Here is a 19,223-nt window from a genome sequence, read left to right as displayed (position 1 = left end):
AATTCGCACGTCAAATAAGTATCAATCAATAATCAATCATCATGCGACAAGACAATCAACTTTTGGTCATTACACACTTAAGCCAATTAATTGTGTGTATTACAGGATTCGGCAGTTTATTATTGCCCCTTGTATTTTGGCTTACACAAAAAGAAAAAGTGTATCAAATGGATGTCCACGGCAAAAACATTATAAACTTCCAGTTAAGTTTAATAATCTACGCCATTATATGCGTCCCGTTAATATTATTATTCGGTTTAGGCTTATTGGGTCTAATCGTTTTAGGAATTATTTCCGTTGTTTTCCCCATAATAAATGCCATAAAAGCGAGCAACGGCGAAACACCAAATTACCCTTTATCTCTTAATTTTATTAGTTAGTTTAGTTAGTACGAGATAAGTTAAAATGCTTGCCAATTGGCAAGCATTTTTTATTTGCACAACATATCGTTTTAATTAATTCTGCTGTATTTGTCAGAATGGTGTCAATAATTTGGGCGTTACCCCAAAAGGGGTCAGGCTTTACGCTGCAAGTCCTCGCTCGTGCCTCGCTGTGGGCTTTCCACTGCAATCCTTAACGCGGGCCTGTTTGCAAGCTTATATTTATAACCCAAAAAACATAATGTTTTTAAAAAGGTCGGTTTTAAAGGTTGCCGTGCAATAAACCATGAGCTTCACGTAAATCGGCTAAGTATTCAATTTTACGTATTTTTTAATAATATCCAACAAAAGATCTATCTGTTCAAGATGGGTTCTAAACTGCACAACGGCTACCCGAATCCAAAAAACATGATGTATGTTAGTCGACGACAAGAATATACGACCATCCTCCTGTATGGCTTCTAGCAATGCTCTGTTAAATTCATCGGCGTTTTTATCTTTGGGAACATACCTAAAAATAGCCACCGAAAGTTCCGGTTCTGGCCCAACTTCAAACCCTGCTATCTTTTGTATTTCCTCATAAAAATATCGGGTTAAGTATAGTTTTTCTTCTAAGGCGGCTCTAAAAGGCTTTAAACCAAATAACTTTAAGGGCAACCAAACCCGCATCCCTCGAAAGTGCTTCGTTTGTTCTGCCGATATGTCTGCTGGCGAAATTTCATCCTCTTTACCAATCACATCTTGCATATAATCGGCCAAACAATGGTAGGCTTTTAATAAATGTTCTTTATTTTTTATAAGTACGGCACCCGTTCCATAAGGTAAAAAAAGCGTTTTGTGCGGGTCCAAGGTAATGGAATCCGCTTCTTCAATACCTTTAAATTTCGAGTCCAGTTTATGCACCAATTTAAAGAAACCGCCGTAAGCTGCATCTACATGAAACCATAATTTATGCTTTTTGGCAATAGCAGCAATGCGTTTTAAGGGGTCAACGGTTCCCGTATTGGTTGTTCCAAAAGAGGTGTTGATATAAAAGGGAATCAAACCATTTTTTTTATCCGCAATAATCGCTTTCTCTAAATGACTTGGCGACAGCTTTAGGTTTTCGTCCAAAGGAATATATCGCAACTGCGCTTCAGACAGTCCCGAAATCCGGATGGCCTTTAATATCGAATGATGCGCTTGTTCTGTAAGATAGATAACAGAGCGTTCAAAATCCCGAGCTTTAAGCTTATGGACTTCCCGCGCCGTTACCAAGGCCATTAAATTGGCAATGGACCCGCCGGAGGTTAAATTGCCAATGGCATGTTCAGGATAACCCATTAAACCACACATCCATTTGATAAGCATATTTTCTAACCTAACCGCTCCTGGCGCAGCATAAAATACGCCGGCATAACGGTTGCTAACTGCTGCCATAAAATCTCCGAGTGCCGAAGGGTAAAGGCCTCCACCGGGGATATAACCCATGTGTCCGCCCGAAGCAGGATTTATACCCACGCCGTCAATGTTTTTTGTTGTGCTATCCAATAAGGGTGCTAATGCAGTCGCTTGTTCTTCAATGTCCAAATGGTATATCGCTTTACCGTTTTCTTCAGACTGGATAAAAGCTTTGGAAGTATCTAAATTGTTTAAAAAAGTATTGGCATAATCTAAAACCTCAGAATTCCATTTTGCTCTCTGACTTGCTTTCGGGTCTAAAAGCCGCGACAATTTTTCTAACTCCCTAATTTTGTCAATCATAAATAGATAAATGTTCTGATTATTATTTTTTGTTACTTAAGCTAACCTTTAAATATAAGAATTTGTTTTTACACTGAACCAATCCCGAAAGCTTTGGTAATCTCAATCCTTAACGCGGGTTTATTTTATAAACTGAAAGTCGATTTGTTTTTGGAGCGGTTCGTTCAAGAATGCGTACATGACTTGTTTCGCGGTTAAGTGCGTAGTTTAGCAAATAAAACCCGAATAGGAAATCCGAGAGGATTTTGGTAAGTAGGCTAGAATTAACGATGAATTATATATAGTGTTAGTGGTTCGTTGTGTTTTGGCTGCTATCTTTTGGCGCAATTTCACATTAAAATTATCTAATTTTTTTGCTCAATTTTTCCATTTTGTTAGATAATTCAAACAAATCGGTAAGCAACGTATGAACAGCATCCTCACTCAAAACACCTCGTTTAAGGTCTTGTGGGACTTCCTTTCTTTTATCTGCCATAACGTCTTTCATATATTGAGATTCATAATATTTTTTTAATGTGTTTAAATTTTTTAAAGAATCTACAAGTTCATTCATTGCTTTATCCCATTTTTCAACTACTATAGTGAGTTCGTCTAAAATGTTTTCCATTTTAGTAATACGTTCAATTATATTATTCATTAGTAGATGTTTTTTATTTTCATTTCACAAATCTATAATTTTTGATTTGTTAAGTTATTGAATAGGACGGTTTTATTGATAATGACCGCTAATGATTTGATATAAAATCGTTTTAATGTGTTATACCTAGTGTTAAACGAAATTATTGTTTTTTTCAGACAAAGTCAAAAGACAAAAAAAGCAGCAACCTATTTATAAAGATTACTGCTTTTGTATTATTAATATTACTGCATTCGCAGGGATGTGTTAATTATTAAGCATCACAGGCATCACCAACATCGTAATCTGTTCGCCTTCGTCTAAACCATCAATTGGGGTTAAAATACCAGCTCTATTAGGCATGCTCATTTCTAATTGTACTTCGTCAGAATTTAGGTTATTCAACATCTCAGTTAAAAAGCGCGAGTTAAATCCAATTTGCATATCATCACCTTGGTAATCGCAAGTTAAACGTTCTTCGGCCTTATTGCTGTAATCGATATCTTCTGCCGAAATATTAAGTTCTGCACCAGCAATTTTCAGGCGTATTTGGTGTGTTGTTTTGTTCGAGAAAATACTAACACGACGTACGGAATTTAAAAACTGTGTACGGTCTATAGAAAGTTTATTTGGGTTTTCTTTTGGGATTACCGCTTCGTAATTCGGGTATTTTCCATCGATTAAACGGCAAATAAGTTCAGAGTTTTCAAAAGTGAATTTGGCGTTACTTTCGTTATATTCAATGGTAACATCTTCTTCGCTCGCTGCCAAAATTCCTTTTAAAAGATTTAAAGGTTTTTTCGGCATAATAAATTCTGTGGCTTGATTTGCTTTTATGTCTTCTCGGGTATATTTTACCAATTTATGGGCATCAGTGGCCACAAAGGTTAAGCCTTCGGTTGAAAACTGAAAAAACACACCGCTCATTACGGGGCGTAAATCGTCGTTTCCAGCGGCGAAAATGGTTTTGCTTATTGCCGTAGCCAATACATCGCCCACAACAACGGTTTTACTAGGGTCTTCTAAGGCAACCGCTTTTGGGAATTCGTTTCCATCGGCGTATGCCAAAGCGTATTTACCATGGTTAGAGCTAATTTCTATGGTATTGTTCTCTTCAACAACAAAGGTTAGTGGTTGCTCAGGAAATGTTTTTAAAGTATCGAGTAACAATCGCGCAGGTATGGCAACGCTTCCTTTACTATCGCTTTCAACATCTAATGATGAAGCCATAGTAGTTTCTAAATCGCTGGCCGAAACCGTTAGTTTTGTGTGGTCTAATTCAAATAAAAAATTATCTAAAATAGGTAAGGTGTTCGAGCTATTAATAACGCCACCTAAAACCTGTAATTGTTTTAATAAATAGGTACTTGATACAATAAATTTCATGGATTTAATTTTGAATAAATGCTACTTACAAATATATTCGATACGAATTAATATAGGAAACAAACTTATTAACATTTAAGCGGCATAATTTTTCTTTCTAAGGTAGTTGAAGGCAAAACCAAACAGAGCCAATAATCCCAATGGTAACGCAATATTAACGAGTTGCCATGTGGTTTTTTGAGACGCAATTTTTTGCTGATCTAAAAATGCCACGGCAATTTCTTTGGACCGAATGTTTATAAGTCCGTTATCATCTAGCAAATAATTAACGGCGTTCAGTAAAAATTCCTTGTTGCCGTAGGTTTGTCCCGTCCATCTGTCAAAGCCCAATTCTTGTGGTGCATTTTTAACCACATCGTTTTTAATCACATCGCCATCGGCAATAACGATCATTTTTGTTGAAACGCTTTTGTTATTTTCTTTTGAAAGATTAAAAGGTTTTATACGGTTATCATACACACTTGTAAATTCGCCTTCTAACAATACGGCGAGCGTTTGATGGCCCTTGTTGAATGATGCGGGGTTTTGCTCTTGGGTAACCACATCTAAACTAATTACTTTTGGCGTGCCTTCTAATTTGGTTAATGGTGCACTTTCTAAAAGAATGGTTTTTTTGACACTGTTTTTTAAGGTATCGATTTGATTGGCGAAATCGAATTTTACCAGATTCAAATTATTAACAATAGGGTGCTTGCTTCTTGAAGATGCCAATGGAGAATACGGCCATCTCAAATTTTGAAACTGCGAATCGCTGCCTTCGCCAATGGCCAGCGTAATAGGGGCGGAGTAGAGGGTACTTACCATTACAGGATTAATGCGAACGCCGTATTTAAAAAAGAAATCGTTTAAATTCAAATCCCTTGAAACCGCCACGTTCGAGCCCGAAGCATTGTACAAACTATCTTTTTCCATCGCCACATTATCGATAAGCCAAAGGCTTTTGCCGCCATTCATGGTAAACTGGTCTAAAACCAATTTTTCGCTTTCGGTAAAAGCTTCGGTGGGTTTTGCGGAAATAATCAAATCGAATTTATTCAAATCGTCCAGTGTTTTTTGAGCATTTTTTGAAACGCTATCTAAAGTAAAGGGCGCGATAAAATAATACTCGTTAATTTTTTTAATAAAATCTGCGATGTGTTTATCTTCCAACTGATTATTGCCTTTTAAAACTGCAATTTTTTTCTGTTTTGGGGTTGTTAATTTGCTAAATCCATCGGCAAAAGCATATTCTAAATGTTGTACCGAATTGGTGACCAAATCTTGCTGCGATGCCCCAATTTTGTTTTTTACCAACGGAATGGTAATGGTAACATCGTTATAACTTGCCAAGGCCCACGGAAAAATAATGGCCTGCGACGACCGGCCGCTTTCCTGCACACTTAATTGCATGGGTGTCAATCCGCGTTGTGTAAGTTGTTGGATGTTGCGTTCGCGAGTCGCTTCCTCTTCCAAAGGATTTATAAAGTTGAAATTGATGTTGCTGTTTTCAGCCGAAAACTCCTCAAGCAATTGTTTGGTTTCCCGTTGAAGGCGTTTAAATTCTGATGGGAAATCATCACCTTTTAAAAATACATCAACAATTAAGGGAGATTCTACGTTATTGATGATTTGTTTTGAGGCGTCGTTTAAAGTGTAGCGGTTGTCTTCGGTTAAATCGAAACGTTTATGAAAGGACGCAGAAAATATATTTACAACCAATAATCCAATCGGCAATGCCAAAAGCGGCAACAATTCCTTTTTCGAAAACGTTTTGGTTTTTATGCCTCTAACGGTTAGGGCGATAAAGAAAACGGCAACGCTTAAAAAGTATAGAATATTTTGGGTGTCCAGCACACCGCGGCTCATGCTTTTAAAATGATAGCTCATGCCCAACTGCTCGACAAATAGGTTGGAAGTGACATCCGAAATGCCTTCAAAACCAATATAAAACAAGAAACAAAGAAAAACGGCACTGATAAATGCCACAATTTGGTTGTCTGAAAGCGTTGAGCAAAACACTCCGATTGCGGTGTACGACGCTATTAAAAACAGCAAGCCAAAGTAAGACCCCAGGGTACTGCCCATATCTACATTCCCAGCAGGATTCCCTAACTGGTAAACGGTATAAACGTAAAGCAATGTGGGTAAAAGCGCGATTAATATCAACACAATGGCACCAAAATATTTACCCAAAACAATATTGGTATGCGAGATGGGTTTTGTTAAAAGTAGCTCTAAAGTACCTTGTTTTTTTTCGTCTGAAAAACTGCGCATGGTTACGGCAGGAATCAAGAAAATTAAAATCCAAGGTGCCAATAAAAAGAAGGATGATAAATCGGCAAACCCGTAATCTAAAATATTGAATTCACCTTTAAATACCCATAAAAACAAACCATTTAACAAAAGGAAAATGGCAATGACTAAATACCCAATGGGCGATGCGAAAAATGAGTTTATTTCTTTTTTAAGTATGGCAAGCATTTATTTTAGTTAAAAGTTAAAAGTTAAAAGTTAAAAGTTAAAAGTTAAAAGAGATTTCTCACTTTGTTCGAAATGTCAAAATGTACAACTTTCATTATTCATTATTCATTATTCAAGCGAAGCGACTTTATCAACACTCCAAGCCTCTGGTTTTGCATTAAAAAGCGGTTTGGTTTTACTCCAAACGGTTTTAAATAAATCGGATTGCCTATAGGCTTCCAAATCATTTTCAGAACTCCAATAACTGTAAGTGAAAAATACGTTCGTATCACTTTTATCTCGATATAATTCTAAAAACTGACAGCCTTTAAAGGTTCTGATTTTATGTTTGTTGGCGTTAAAGTTTTTTAGAAATTCATCAATGGCATTTTCGTTAAAACTCATCTTTACAATTCTTATAAACATATTTCAAGTCAAAAGTTAAAAGTTAAAATGGACGTATATTTCTCTATTCTCTATTCTCTATTCTCTATTCTCAGTTTTCAAAAAACTCACACTAACAGCGTCCATAATGCCCAATCCCATTAGGGTGGATGCGCTCCCAACGGTTGTGCTATTGCTTTTGTAAACGGCTATTTCCAAAAAACCACCAGAATTAAAAACCACCAAACCGCGGCCTTCGTCGTGCCTTTTTTCTTCGGGGGTTTCAAAATTCACAACATCGCTGTATTTGTGGTGTATTTTTTTGAATTTATAATTACGTGCCGAAACCTCAAAACTCCTGCCTTTTTGTATGGTTTCAAAAAAATCGCGTTTAATGTTGGTTACCACATTGCCATAATTATCAATATAAATTACACTACCAATAATTTGTGTTTTTTCTTCGTTTACATAAGGCACAATGTTTTTAATGGGCTTTATATTGTCAATGGTTTTACCAATTACATCAAGGGTGCCACCGCGTGCAATATGGCAGGCCACTTTTACAAACACATCTAAAACCGGAAAACTGGTTTGGATCCTGTCGTGAATATTGATTTCAACAATTTTTTCAGGTGCAATTTCAGAGCAAATCATGCTCATAATACCATTGTTGGCACAAACAAAATAGTGGTCGTCCAATTTTAAGGCAATATGTTTGTTTTCCGGGTTTAATTCCGAATCAATACCAACAATATGAATGGTGCCTTTTGGGAAACTATTGTAGGCATTTTGAATAATGTAAGCCGCCTCCGGAATACTAAATGGCGATACACAATGCGAGATATCAACAATTTTAACATCGGGTAATTCGCTGTAAATAGCGCCTTTGGTTGCGCCAGCAAAGTGATCTTTTTCTCCAAAATCGGTTGTTAAAGTTATTATCGCCATTGGCAAAATTGTTGATATGTTTTTAGCATTAGGTCACCCAAATTTATGTATTTTTGGGTTTCATATTTATGTAATACAAACCTACACAAAATTTCGTGTTCGTTTTTATAATTTAAACGAAAAATATAGGTTCATTTAACCTTAACAATCAAAATAAGAAATACTGAATAAAACCAATAAATCATTTCATCTGAAAGCACATTATTGTCATTGTTTCAGAACGAAAATTTTAAAATAAAAATCACGCCTTTGAACGAAATTGTAATCGAACTTGAAGATATTTCTCCTAAAGAATTTTTTGGGGAACAAAACGCCAATATCGAACTCTTAAAAAAATATTTCCCCAAACTTAAGCTGGTAGCGCGCGGTAATAAAATCAAAGCTTTTGGCGATGAAGAATTATTAGAAGAGTTTGACAGAAGAATTACCATGCTTTTAAAGCATTTTGCGAAGTATAATAAATTGGATGAAAACGTTATTGAGCGTGTGTTAACCAGCCAAAGTAGCGATGATTATACCACCTCAAAGCAAAGTGGCGAAGTTATTGTACACGGCGTTGGCGGTAAACTTATAAAAGCACAAACGGCCAACCAACGAAAATTGGTAGAAAGCATGCGACAAAACGATATGGTTTTTGCCATTGGTCCGGCAGGAACCGGCAAAACCTATACGGGTGTTGCCTTGGCGGTTCAAGCTTTAAAAAACAAAGAAGTCAAGCGTATTATTTTAACCCGACCCGCCGTTGAAGCCGGCGAGAATTTAGGGTTTTTACCCGGCGATTTAAAAGAAAAATTAGACCCGTATATGCAGCCGCTTTACGATGCCTTGCGCGATATGATTGCACCGGAAAAATTAACGCATTATATTGAAAATGGCACCATACAAATTGCGCCATTGGCCTTTATGCGCGGACGTACATTAGACAATGCATTTGTGATTTTAGACGAAGGGCAAAACACCACGCATGCCCAAATGAAGATGTTTTTAACACGAATGGGCAAAAACGCAAAGTTTTTATTAACAGGCGATCCGGGTCAAATCGATTTACCGCGCCGAACCATTTCGGGCTTAAAAGAAGCCCTATTGATTTTAAAAAATGTTGATGGCGTGGGCATGATATTTTTAGACGATAAAGATGTGATTCGCCATAAACTCGTTAAAAAAGTAATCGCAGCCTATAAAAGCATTGAGAATGCAGAGTAATAAGTTTGCAGTCTCAATTTTCAGTAAAATAAAAATAATTTGAAGCTATTTCCCGCTTTCGGCAGTCGCTTTTTTGTGTTGCATAGGTGCAACAACACAAAAAGAGCTTCAACAATGCTTCAATCGGGGCTAAACATAAAGATTAAGGTCATTGCGAGTCACACTTTTTTGTGTGATGTGGCAATCTGTTAAAAAGGATGAGATAACCACGTCGCAAAAAAGCGTCTCGTAATGACGAATAAATAATAATAGAAATTAAATTGTCATTCCTACGACCTGTGCTGAACATGTTTCAGTAAGGAAGGAATCTACAAGCAAAAAATAAATAAGAATATAAACATTCGTGAATTCGTGGCAAAAACAAACAACACCATAACCGACACCAATTTTAATTTTCCGAACCAAAAAAGTGTTTACAAAGGAAAAGTGAGGGAAGTATATAATATTAACGACGAGCAATTGGTGATGATTGCAACCGATAGACTTTCGGCATTCGATGTGGTGATGCCCAAAGGCATTCCTTACAAAGGACAAATATTAAATCAAATCGCTACCAAAATGATGGCAGCTACCCAGGATTTGGTTCCCAATTGGTTAACCGCCACACCAGACCCAAATGTGGCCGTTGGTCATTTGTGCGACCCTTTTAAGGTAGAGATGGTAATTCGTGGCTATATGTCCGGTCACGCCGCTCGCGAATACAAAGCTGGGAAGCGCATGCTTTGTGGGGTTGCCATGCCAGATGGGATGAAGGAAAACGATAAATTTCCAGAACCCATTATTACGCCGGCAACCAAAGCGGAGATGGGCAACCATGACGAGGATATTTCCCGCGAGGATATTTTAAAACGCGGTATCGTATCGGAAGCAGATTATTTGGTTTTGGAAGATTACACGCGTAAACTATTCCAAAGAGGAAGTGAGATTGCGGCGTCGAGAGGCTTGATTTTAGTCGATACCAAATACGAATTCGGAAAAACCAAAGACGGTAACATTGTTTTAATTGACGAAATACACACACCGGATTCATCGCGTTATTTTTATGCCGATGGTTATCAGGAAAGACAAGACAGCGGAGAAGCCCAAAAACAACTCTCAAAAGAGTTTGTGCGTCAATGGCTAATAGCCAATAATTTTCAAGGATTGGAAGGACAAACCGTACCGAAAATGAGCGACGATTATATTGAAACCGTTAGCGAACGATATATTGAATTGTATGAAAACATTACGGGCGAAACCTTTGTAAAAGCCGATGTGTCAAATATTCAACAGCGCATTGAGAGGAATGTTTTGGCGTATTTGAAGTAAAAAGAGGTCGTTTTAATTTCTTGTAAAACGACCTCTTTAACTAACTGGGAATCCTTTCTTGTTTACTGATTTTTTATATAAGTAATTACATTAAAATAGATATAACTTAAAACTTATATCCTAATGAAATTTGAAATACACTATTTTTAATATCTGGGTTTTCCACAACCGTAGTAATACCATAATTATATCGGGCTTGCGTGAATAGATTGGAACTGATGTCAAATCCTAAGCCTAAATTCAGTCCGAAATCAAAACTTGAGGCATCGGTTTCAGCATCTGGGACGGAACTATCAGTAAATTCAGCTTTGTCGTTAACTAAAAACGAGAATTGTGGACCCGCTTCTAAACTTAGTTTTTCAGATAGATAATATTTTGCCATTAAAGGAATGGCTAAGTAATCCACTTTAATTTTTACTGAATTATTTACTTCTGAACCCTGTCTGGAATATAATAGTTCTGGTTGAAGTGAAAAATTATCACTTAACTCAAATTCGGCAAATCCACCAATTTGAAAACCGAACAAATTATTTCTATCTGCATCACCTCCGGTGAAGTTAGAAATATTTAGTCCTGTTTTTAATCCAAAATCTACATTTTGGGCTTTAATTGAATTTGATAATCCGAAAATAGCAAAGGCTGATACTAATAAAAGTTTCTTCATAATTATTTTAGTTTTTGATTTAATTTGAATGAATTTTCCAAAAAGCATGCCATATTAATATCAACTAAATTTTCTTCGCAATAATCCAATTGCTTTAAATTATGATTCGGTTTTTAATATTATTTTTTGTTAAACAATACAGTTAAAAGAAGTAGGGGGCGTATATGAATATAATCTTTTGAATGGTAGTTTTTTAGCTTGAGAGTAATATTTTATTCACTCGAATTTGTCTCAATACCAAAACTAATTAGGGCAGCCGATTTACATCGACTGTTAATTAAAAATCAAGTAAAAAAATTAAAAAAATTATCAGATTTTTTAAGCATTTGTCCAAAAAAACATCAAATCGGTATCCTTTACAAAACCTTCACGCTGGTATAAATGCTGCGCGGGATTGGTGGTTTCGGTTTGTATGATAATGCCTTTAAAGTGGTTTTCTTTGCAAAGTGCTTTGGCTTTATTTATTAAAGCCGTGCCAATATTTTTATTGCGGTAGTTCACATCGATATATAAATCGTTTAAAACATACATGGGCGACATGGATACCGAGGAGAGCAAAACATATAATTGGGTAAAACCAACGGCAACCTCATTTATATAAGCGATGTAAATAACAGAATCCTGTTTGGTTAGCCGTTCTTTTAAGAATGTTTTTACGGCTTCGTTGTTTGATGGTTGTCTGTAAAAAACACGATACCCATCAAAAAGCGGTACTAAATCGTTTAAATGTTTTAAAGTGGCTTGGGCAATAATCATAAATAAAAAAAATCTGCAAAAAGATACGTCGAGAGGGTCAGCATCTAAATTACAGATTTTAAGTTAAAAATGGATTAATTATATACCTTTTTGTTTATTGATTTCGTCTTGTAATTGACGTCTTACTTTTTGCTCGCGCTCTAAAGCGGTTCTTCGGTGCTCGTCAAATTCTTCTTCAATTTCCGCCAACGCTTTTTTGGCATCGCGGGTTACGGCATTGCTGTTATTAAACTTGTAAACAAATAGAATAAATAAAGCCAAAAGTCCAGCAATAATGGTCCACATAAGCACATTGTAATTGGTTTTGCTCATTTGCATACCCAATAGCGACATGCTGTCTTTTTCCAAATTTGTAGCCTCTAGCGTAGATTGTGTGCTGTTTAAAGCCGTCTTTAAGTCGTTGATTTCCTTTTGCTGCGTTTCAACAGTGTTTTTCGAATTTTCCAATTTCGACTTTAAGGTATTTAAAGAGTCGATGGTATGCGATTGCAAGGTGAGGAACAGACTACGTTTTACGGCTTCGTAAGCTTGCCCATTTGTGCCTTTAAAATTACCGGATTTTTTAAGAACATACTCAAACTGATTATTAATGGTGCCAGTATTTATAGATAGCTCTTCCTCTGGTTTAGCTTGCGAAAAACCGGTAAGTGTAATTATAAAAAAAAGAACAACAAGGGAAACATGCTTAATAGGATTCATTTTTGATTGGTTTAAAATGGTTGTATTTGGTTTTTACGAAGTTATAAAATAATGTTTATTAATACCGATATATTTAAGAAAAAGCCTCACGCAGTGAGGCTGATTTATATACGGTTAAAATTGGAATTTAGATGTTCATTTAAAATTAAATTTTAAATCTCCTTTTTAAGGGCGATAAATTCAATCGCACATTTCGCAAAAGCAAAACGCGACGCTATTAATAATAGGTATAACGTCTAACTTTGGCAATATATTTTGCTAACCTAATAACTTGATGGCTATACCCGTATTCGTTATCGTACCAAATATATAGCAATACATTTTTACCATCGGCGCGTACAATAGTGGCTTTGCTGTCGTAGATTGACGGCGCTGAACTACCAACAATATCGCTGGATACCAGCTCGTCGCTTAATTCGTATTTTATTTGCTCCACCAAATCGCCTTCCAAAGCGTATTTTTTTAAAATGGTATTGATGCCGTTTATAGAGGTTTCGTTTTCTATTTCTAAATTTAAAATAGCTAACGAACCGTTTGGCACAGGAACACGAATAGCGTTTGATGTTAATTTACCTTCTAAACTTGGTAATGCTTTTGCTACTGCACTTCCAGCACCAGTTTCTGTAATAACCATATTTAATCCTGCAGCACGACCACGGCGGTATTTTTTATGGAAATTATCAACCAAGTTCTGGTCGTTTGTATAGGCATGAATGGTTTCTAAATGACCGCTCACAACACCAAAAGAATCTTCCATGGCCTTTAAAATAGGCGTAATGGCATTGGTTGTACACGAGGCGGCTGAGAAAATATCCACTTTATCTGGGTCGTTTTCTAAATGATTAACCCCGTAAACAATATTGGGCACGCCTTTTCCCGGTGCGGTAAGCAACACCTTATCTGCTCCTTTTGATTTTAGGTGTCTGCCTAAGGCATCCTTGTCTCTAAAGGCCCCAGTGTTATCAATAATCAACGCATTTTTGATGTTGTATTTTGTGTAATCGATATCTTCCGGCGCATTTGCGGAAATGATGTTAACCGTTGTTCCATTAATTATCAAGGCATTGTTTTTGGCATCAATGGAAACCGTTCCGGGAAAATCGCCATGAACCGAATCGTTGCGTAGCAATGATGCTCTTTTTTCTAAAATGGTTTCATCAATATCACCACGTGTAACAATAGCTCTTAAACGTAGCTGGCTGCCTTTGCCGGTACGCGTCATAAGTTCGCGGGCGACTAAACGACCAATGCGACCAAATCCATAAAGCACCACATCTTTAGGCGTAATATCGCCATTTTTACTAGCGTCGTTTAACTTACTGGCAACAAATGCCGTAGCATTACCGTGTTTGTTTTCGTCTAAATGAAACTCGTAAGTTAACTTACCAATATCCAGTTTTGCAGGCGGAATATCAAGCATTTTAATAGCTTGTGCAATTTCAACCGAATCAAAAATTGAAATGGGTTTTTGTACAAATTTACCAGCATATTCATGAAGGTTTAAAATCTGGCTCACGTTTCTGTCAATCAATTGATTTCTAAAGATTACCAATTCGATAGATTTGTCGTACCAAAGGTCGCTTACAATTTTTATAAACTCTACGGTTGCTCTTCTACGATCGGCTTGAAAGGACAACTCTTTTTCATAAGTTTTATTAAAACCCATTGCTTAAAATGTTTAGTGTGTTGTTTAAAATTTTTGCAAAAATACTATATTTCAAACGTTTTCGTAGCGTATTGACACAAAAAAATAACCTCTTGAAACTTTAATGCTTTAAGAGGCTATTGTTTATCTTATTTTCGAATTTTTTATCTGAAATTATAACGTTCTTTTTCGCCTTTCGAGTTTATAAGTTCTATTCTTAAATACCCTGATTGCGATTTGTTTTTTAATATGTTTTGTACATCTTCAACCGAGTTTACCTTAACATCGTTAATGGCCGTAATAATGTTTCCGGCTTCAACACCGTTGTTTTTCCAATACTCTGCATAATTGGTATCCAATGAAATTATTTTAACACCATTAGACACCTTAAACTTTTTTAAGTCTTTGGGTTTGGCATTTTTAACCTCGCCAACCAATGGTAATGTATAGGTTTGATTCTTTAATAAAGTAACAGGTATGTTTTCTAAATTGCCGTTTCTTGAAATAACAAGTTGTACAACATCATTAGGGCGTTTGGCACTTAAATGACCTGTTAAATCTGAGAATTTTGAAATTTTAATTTGGTCAATTTCTTTTATAATATCTCCTTTTTTAAGTCCTGCTAAGTCGGCTCCAGAATCTTCAACAACAGAATCAATATAAATTCCTTCGGTGTCATCTACACCCAATTCTTCTGAGAATCGGCTGTTTAAAGGACCGCCTTTTATGCCAAGGATACCGTTTTGTACGTTGCCATATTCCATAATATCTTCAACAACTTTACGCGCAATATTGCTTGGTACCGCGAACGAATACCCGATAAAAGACCCCGTTTGGGAAGAAATGGCCGTATTAATACCTACAAGCTCTCCGTTGGTATTTACAAGTGCACCACCTGAATTTCCTGGGTTTACCGCTGCATCGGTTTGAATGAATGATTGCGAGCTGTTACCAGACAAGTCTCTTGATTTGGCACTAATAATACCCGCCGTAACCGTTGATGTTAGGTTAAAAGGGTTTCCAACCGCCAAAACCCACTCGCCAATTTTCGCTTGATCGGAATCGGCAAAGGTTACAAAGGGCAAGTCTTCAACTGCATCTATTTTTAAAAGTGCAATATCGGTTTTAGGGTCGGCACCAATCAATTCAGCTTCAAACGTTTTGTTATTGTTTAAAGTAACCGATAATTCATGGGCATTTTTAATAACATGGTTATTGGTAATAATATACCCGTCGGCATTTATAATAACACCAGAGCCCGTACCTAATTGTTTGTACTGTGGGTTTCTTCCTAAAAATAAGTCCTGCAGCGTCATTTGTCCTTTGCTTATTGATACATTTTTTACGTGCACAACCGCATTTACGGTATTTTCGGCAGCAAGAACAAAATTGGCTTTATCCTCTACATTGTACAAACTACTTGCAGTGCTGGTTGGTAAAAAGGTTGGCGTGGTTTGGTTTGTAGCCACAACAACGTTTTGCTCGGGTTCTAAAAATAATTTATAGGCACCAAGTGTTAGCATGCCACCTAATGCTGAAACTAGTACAAGTGTTAAAATTTTTTTCATTTTTTAATGTTTTATTTATTGTTAATTATCCCTCAGGTTTAGTGAGGTTTCATTTTAAAAGGTTGTTCCCATTAAGCGGGGAATTATTTAACGATTAAAATTAAATATTTATTGAATTTGACATTTAATTTTAACGATTTTTAACGCGTCATTTAACGGCTATTTAACAATCAGAAAACCGATTTAATATTTATATATTTGCCATTATAATTATGCGACAAACTTTTTATAAATATCAGGGTACGGGAAACGATTTTGTGATGATAGATAATCGTCAACAAACATTCGACAAAAACAATACCAAACTGATTGCATCCCTTTGCGACAGACGTTTTGGCATAGGTGCTGACGGACTTATTCTTCTTGAAAATCACAATACATTGAACTTTAAAATGGTGTATTACAACGCCGATGGAAATCAAAGCTCCATGTGCGGTAATGGAGGGCGCTGTTTAGTGGCTTTTGCCAAACAACTGGGTGTTATAAAAAACAAAGCCGTTTTTGAGGCGATTGACGGTTTGCACCACGCCACCATAAATGGCGATATTGTAAAGCTACAAATGCAAAATGTTGATGTTATTGAAAAACACAAGCAACACGTGTTTTTAGACACGGGGTCGCCGCACCATGTACAATTTGAGAATCAGATTGATGGCTTTGATATTAAAACCAAAGGCGCAAAAATTCGTTACGGTGCGCCCTATAACAAAGCCGGAAGCAATGTGAATTTTGTTAAGAAAATTTCAAACGCCGCATTTAAAGTAAGAACCTACGAACGCGGTGTTGAAGATGAAACCTTGTCCTGCGGAACCGGTGTTACGGCAGTGGCTTTGGCGATGCATTACATTGGGGAAACCGAAAAAAACCTGATTACGTTGCAAACTCAAGGTGGCGATTTGCAGGTGTCGTTTAAAGAAGAAAATGGCGTTTATAACAATGTTTGGCTCATAGGGCCTGCAAAATTAGTTTTTCAAGGCAAAATATGATAACCCTAAAAGGCAAAAATATATACTTACGTGCTTTAGAACCTGAGGATTTAGAGTTTATCTATGCTATTGAAAACGACGAATCGGTTTGGGAAATCAGCAACACACAAACCCCGTATTCTAGATTTTTAATCAAGCAGTATTTAGAGCATGGGCAAAAAGATATTTTTGAAGTGAAACAATTGCGGTTGGTGGTTACAAGTTACAATGAAGATGCCTTAGGATTGATTGATTTATTCGATTTCGATTTTAAAAACAAGAGGGCAGGCGTTGGTATTTTAATTAAAGACGATACCGATAGAAAAAAAGGTTACGGCAGCGAAGCATTGCAACTGTTGGTTAAATATAGCTTCACACATTTGGGCTTGCATCAATTATTCTGTAATATTTCTGAAGAAAACAAAACCAGTATAAAACTTTTTAAAACCCAAGGGTTTAAGGAAGTCGGATTAAAAAAAGATTGGAACTACGTTAACGGTTCTTATAAAAACGAATATTTATTTCAGCTTATAAACAATTAAATGTACATCAAAAAAACTCTCTTAGCCATCGTATTTATTGGACTAGCCGTAGCGGCTTATTTTGCATATTATGTGTATAGTACCATGTTTGTGCCAAACACGGCCTTTAATAACGATACGGCTTATATTTATATAAAATCTACCGATACATACGATAATGTACGTGAGCAGTTGGTGCCTCTTCTTAAAGATATCGATAAGTTTGATGCTCTGGCTGAACAAAAAAAATATGTCAATAATATCAAAGCTGGGCGTTATGCCATTAAAAAGGACATGAGCAACAACGATATTATTAATTCCATTCGAAGCAATAATATACCGGTTAAAGTGTCATTTAACAACCAGGAAACACTTGAAAAATTGGCAGGTCGTGTGGCATCTCAAATTGAAGCCGATAGCATAGCGCTTTTAAATGCTATGAAAGATGAAACTTTTTTGACTGAAAGCCATTTTAAGGAAGAAACGGCCTTAGGCATGTATATTCCCAACAGTTATGAGTTTTTCTGGAATACTTCCGCTGAAAAATTTACCAGTCGCATGTTAACAGAGTATAACCGTTTTTGGAACGATTCCAGAATGGCAAAAGCAAAAGTCATTGGTTTATCCCAAGATGAAGTGATAGCATTGGCTTCGATTGTTCAAAAAGAAACCGCAAAAGTAGATGAGCGACCACGGGTTGCCGGTGTTTATGTAAACCGATTAAAAAAAAGAATGCCTTTGCAGGCAGACCCAACGGTAATTTACGCATTAAAGAAAAAAACCGGTGATTTTGAGCAGGTTATAAAACGTGTGCTTTATAAAGATTTAGAAATAGATTCGCCATACAATACGTATAAATACGCTGGCTTACCGCCTGGTTTAATAACCATGCCGGATGTGTCGTCCATCGACGCTGTTTTAAATTACGAAAAGCACAACTACTATTATTTTGTAGTAAACGTTGAAAATTTTGGCTATCATAAATTTGCTAAAACCTTAGCGCAGCATAACCGAAATAGACAAGAATACATCCGTTGGATAAACAATACCGGGATAAGACGATAGTGGTATTTAATTCCTTTAAATATCTGTTTTTCATTGTTTTTATATCCTCTTTTTCATTTTCTCAAACTAAGCTCGACACTTTTTTAACACCAAGCGATACCCTTATCAAACCCAGACGAAATGCTGTGGTTATTACCGAAGCTTCTTTGGCAGGTATTACCTTAATTGGCTTAAACCAATTGTGGTATTCAGATTTTGAACGCTCTAAATTTCATACCATCAACGATAATAACGAATGGTTGCAAATGGATAAAATGGGACATGTGTTCGCATCGTATCAAATAGGAAGGTTTGGAGCGCAGGCTTTAAATTGGAGCGGTGTAAGCAAAAAAGACCAATTAATTTATGGAGCAACTCTGGGATTTGGGTTCCTTGCAACGGTCGAAATTTTAGACGGATTTTCGCAAGAATGGGGCTTTTCTTGGGGCGATATTGTTGCAAATGCTTCCGGAACGGGCTTATATATTGGTCAAGAATTACTTTGGAACGAACAACGCATCCATTTAAAATTTTCTTTTCATCAAACAAAATATGCGACGCAAGCACCGGATAAATTAGGCGATGGATTTTTAGAGCAAGTTTTAAAGGATTATAACGGACAAACTTATTGGTTGAGTGCCAATTTGCACGATTTTTTTAAGCAAAGTAAAATTCCAGAATGGCTCAACCTTGCCGTTGGGTATAGTGCTGACGGGATGTTACAAGGAATAAAAGATGTTGACAACGACTTGTTAACAAATAAAAATAGGCAACGGCAATTCTATTTGAGTTTTGATGTAAATTTGAATAAAATTAGGACAAACTCACGTTTTTTGAAATCTGTTTTTAATATTTTTAACGTCTTAAAGGTGCCATTTCCAGCTTTGGAATTCAATAGAAAAGGCTGTGTATTTCATCTATTGTACTACTAAAAATAACATATAATCGATTAAT

Annotated in this window: 18 protein-coding genes; 7 read left to right on the top strand and 11 right to left on the bottom strand. The window is 36.4% G+C overall.

Annotated elements, in window-relative coordinates; genetic code table 11:
• Positions 1 to 41: 41 nt before the first annotated feature.
• Positions 42 to 380 (top strand): DUF4870 domain-containing protein, encoded by a 339-nt coding sequence (locus tag ACN5J7_RS14020; protein WP_418604383.1) that lies wholly within the window; start codon positions 42 to 44, stop codon positions 378 to 380.
• Positions 381 to 686: 306 nt separating this feature from the next.
• Here the strand turns inward: ACN5J7_RS14020 and ACN5J7_RS14015 are convergent, their stop codons facing one another.
• From ACN5J7_RS14015 to ACN5J7_RS13990, 6 genes are all read right to left on the bottom strand, one after another.
• Positions 687 to 2,123: a pyridoxal phosphate-dependent decarboxylase family protein gene (locus ACN5J7_RS14015; RefSeq protein WP_418604382.1), complete on the bottom strand. Its 1,437-nt coding sequence runs from the start codon at positions 2,121 to 2,123 to the stop codon at positions 687 to 689.
• Between the two features lie 340 nt (positions 2,124 to 2,463).
• Entirely contained in the window at positions 2,464 to 2,760 is a 297-nt protein-coding gene (locus ACN5J7_RS14010; protein WP_418604381.1) for a DUF4298 domain-containing protein, read from the bottom strand.
• A gap of 246 nt (positions 2,761 to 3,006) precedes the next feature.
• The gene (gene dnaN / locus ACN5J7_RS14005; protein WP_311938895.1) at positions 3,007 to 4,125 is read right to left on the bottom strand and encodes a DNA polymerase III subunit beta; all 1,119 of its coding nucleotides are present in this window, start codon (positions 4,123 to 4,125) and stop codon (positions 3,007 to 3,009) included.
• 75 nt (positions 4,126 to 4,200) lie between these two features.
• Positions 4,201 to 6,585, bottom strand: a complete 2,385-nt coding sequence (gldG, locus tag ACN5J7_RS14000) for a gliding motility-associated ABC transporter substrate-binding protein GldG (protein ID WP_418604380.1) — start codon at positions 6,583 to 6,585, stop codon at positions 4,201 to 4,203.
• 108 nt (positions 6,586 to 6,693) lie between these two features.
• A complete protein-coding gene (locus ACN5J7_RS13995) occupies positions 6,694 to 6,990 on the bottom strand; it encodes a putative quinol monooxygenase (protein ID WP_418604379.1) in 297 nt (98 codons plus the stop codon).
• Between the two features lie 57 nt (positions 6,991 to 7,047).
• On the bottom strand, positions 7,048 to 7,896 hold the full coding sequence (locus ACN5J7_RS13990; RefSeq protein ID WP_418604378.1) for an SAM hydrolase/SAM-dependent halogenase family protein: 849 nt from the start codon (positions 7,894 to 7,896) through the stop codon (positions 7,048 to 7,050).
• 249 nt (positions 7,897 to 8,145) lie between these two features.
• Between ACN5J7_RS13990 and ACN5J7_RS13985 the strand changes: the two genes are divergently transcribed.
• Both ACN5J7_RS13985 and ACN5J7_RS13980 read left to right on the top strand, forming a co-directional pair.
• Complete coding sequence (locus ACN5J7_RS13985) at positions 8,146 to 9,099, top strand: PhoH family protein (protein ID WP_311938889.1); 954 nt, start codon at positions 8,146 to 8,148, stop codon at positions 9,097 to 9,099.
• A gap of 351 nt (positions 9,100 to 9,450) precedes the next feature.
• On the top strand, positions 9,451 to 10,407 hold the full coding sequence (locus tag ACN5J7_RS13980; RefSeq protein ID WP_418604377.1) for a phosphoribosylaminoimidazolesuccinocarboxamide synthase: 957 nt from the start codon (positions 9,451 to 9,453) through the stop codon (positions 10,405 to 10,407).
• Positions 10,408 to 10,513: 106 nt separating this feature from the next.
• Here the strand turns inward: ACN5J7_RS13980 and ACN5J7_RS13975 are convergent, their stop codons facing one another.
• The 5 genes from ACN5J7_RS13975 to ACN5J7_RS13955 all read right to left on the bottom strand — a co-directional run bounded on the left by ACN5J7_RS13975 (position 10,514) and on the right by ACN5J7_RS13955 (position 15,739).
• Entirely contained in the window at positions 10,514 to 11,071 is a 558-nt protein-coding gene (locus ACN5J7_RS13975; protein WP_418604376.1) for a porin family protein, read from the bottom strand.
• A 318-nt stretch (positions 11,072 to 11,389) separates the two neighbouring features.
• The gene (locus ACN5J7_RS13970) at positions 11,390 to 11,827 is read right to left on the bottom strand and encodes a GNAT family N-acetyltransferase (RefSeq protein ID WP_418604375.1); all 438 of its coding nucleotides are present in this window, start codon (positions 11,825 to 11,827) and stop codon (positions 11,390 to 11,392) included.
• 78 nt (positions 11,828 to 11,905) lie between these two features.
• Positions 11,906 to 12,526, bottom strand: coding sequence for a tRNA (guanine-N1)-methyltransferase (locus ACN5J7_RS13965; RefSeq protein ID WP_311938882.1), 621 nt, complete (start codon positions 12,524 to 12,526; stop codon positions 11,906 to 11,908).
• A gap of 217 nt (positions 12,527 to 12,743) precedes the next feature.
• Positions 12,744 to 14,192 (bottom strand): glyceraldehyde-3-phosphate dehydrogenase, encoded by a 1,449-nt coding sequence (locus tag ACN5J7_RS13960; RefSeq protein WP_418604374.1) that lies wholly within the window; start codon positions 14,190 to 14,192, stop codon positions 12,744 to 12,746.
• A 143-nt stretch (positions 14,193 to 14,335) separates the two neighbouring features.
• Positions 14,336 to 15,739, bottom strand: coding sequence for a trypsin-like peptidase domain-containing protein (locus tag ACN5J7_RS13955; protein ID WP_418604373.1), 1,404 nt, complete (start codon positions 15,737 to 15,739; stop codon positions 14,336 to 14,338).
• A 212-nt stretch (positions 15,740 to 15,951) separates the two neighbouring features.
• On the opposite strand from ACN5J7_RS13955, the gene dapF reads away from it, so the two are divergent.
• Genes dapF through ACN5J7_RS13935 form a run of 4 tightly spaced genes read left to right on the top strand, consistent with a single transcriptional unit; the run spans position 15,952 to position 19,201 of the window.
• Positions 15,952 to 16,725, top strand: a complete 774-nt coding sequence (gene dapF, locus ACN5J7_RS13950) for a diaminopimelate epimerase (protein ID WP_418604372.1) — start codon at positions 15,952 to 15,954, stop codon at positions 16,723 to 16,725.
• A complete protein-coding gene (locus ACN5J7_RS13945) occupies positions 16,722 to 17,246 on the top strand; it encodes a GNAT family N-acetyltransferase (protein WP_418604371.1) in 525 nt (174 codons plus the stop codon). The genes dapF and ACN5J7_RS13945 overlap by 4 nt, the downstream gene beginning before the upstream one ends.
• Complete coding sequence (gene mltG / locus ACN5J7_RS13940; RefSeq protein ID WP_418604370.1) at positions 17,247 to 18,290, top strand: endolytic transglycosylase MltG; 1,044 nt, start codon at positions 17,247 to 17,249, stop codon at positions 18,288 to 18,290. It begins immediately after the preceding gene.
• The gene (locus ACN5J7_RS13935; protein WP_418604369.1) at positions 18,260 to 19,201 is read left to right on the top strand and encodes a DUF2279 domain-containing protein; all 942 of its coding nucleotides are present in this window, start codon (positions 18,260 to 18,262) and stop codon (positions 19,199 to 19,201) included. The genes mltG and ACN5J7_RS13935 overlap by 31 nt, the downstream gene beginning before the upstream one ends.
• Positions 19,202 to 19,223 lie beyond the last annotated feature (22 nt).

It is taken from the genome of Hwangdonia sp., assembly GCF_048381975.1.
Classification (GTDB): domain Bacteria; phylum Bacteroidota; class Bacteroidia; order Flavobacteriales; family Flavobacteriaceae; genus Hwangdonia; species Hwangdonia seohaensis.
The sequence above is the reverse complement of the archived record's forward strand: the minus strand, read 5'-3'. Positions and strand labels throughout refer to the sequence as shown.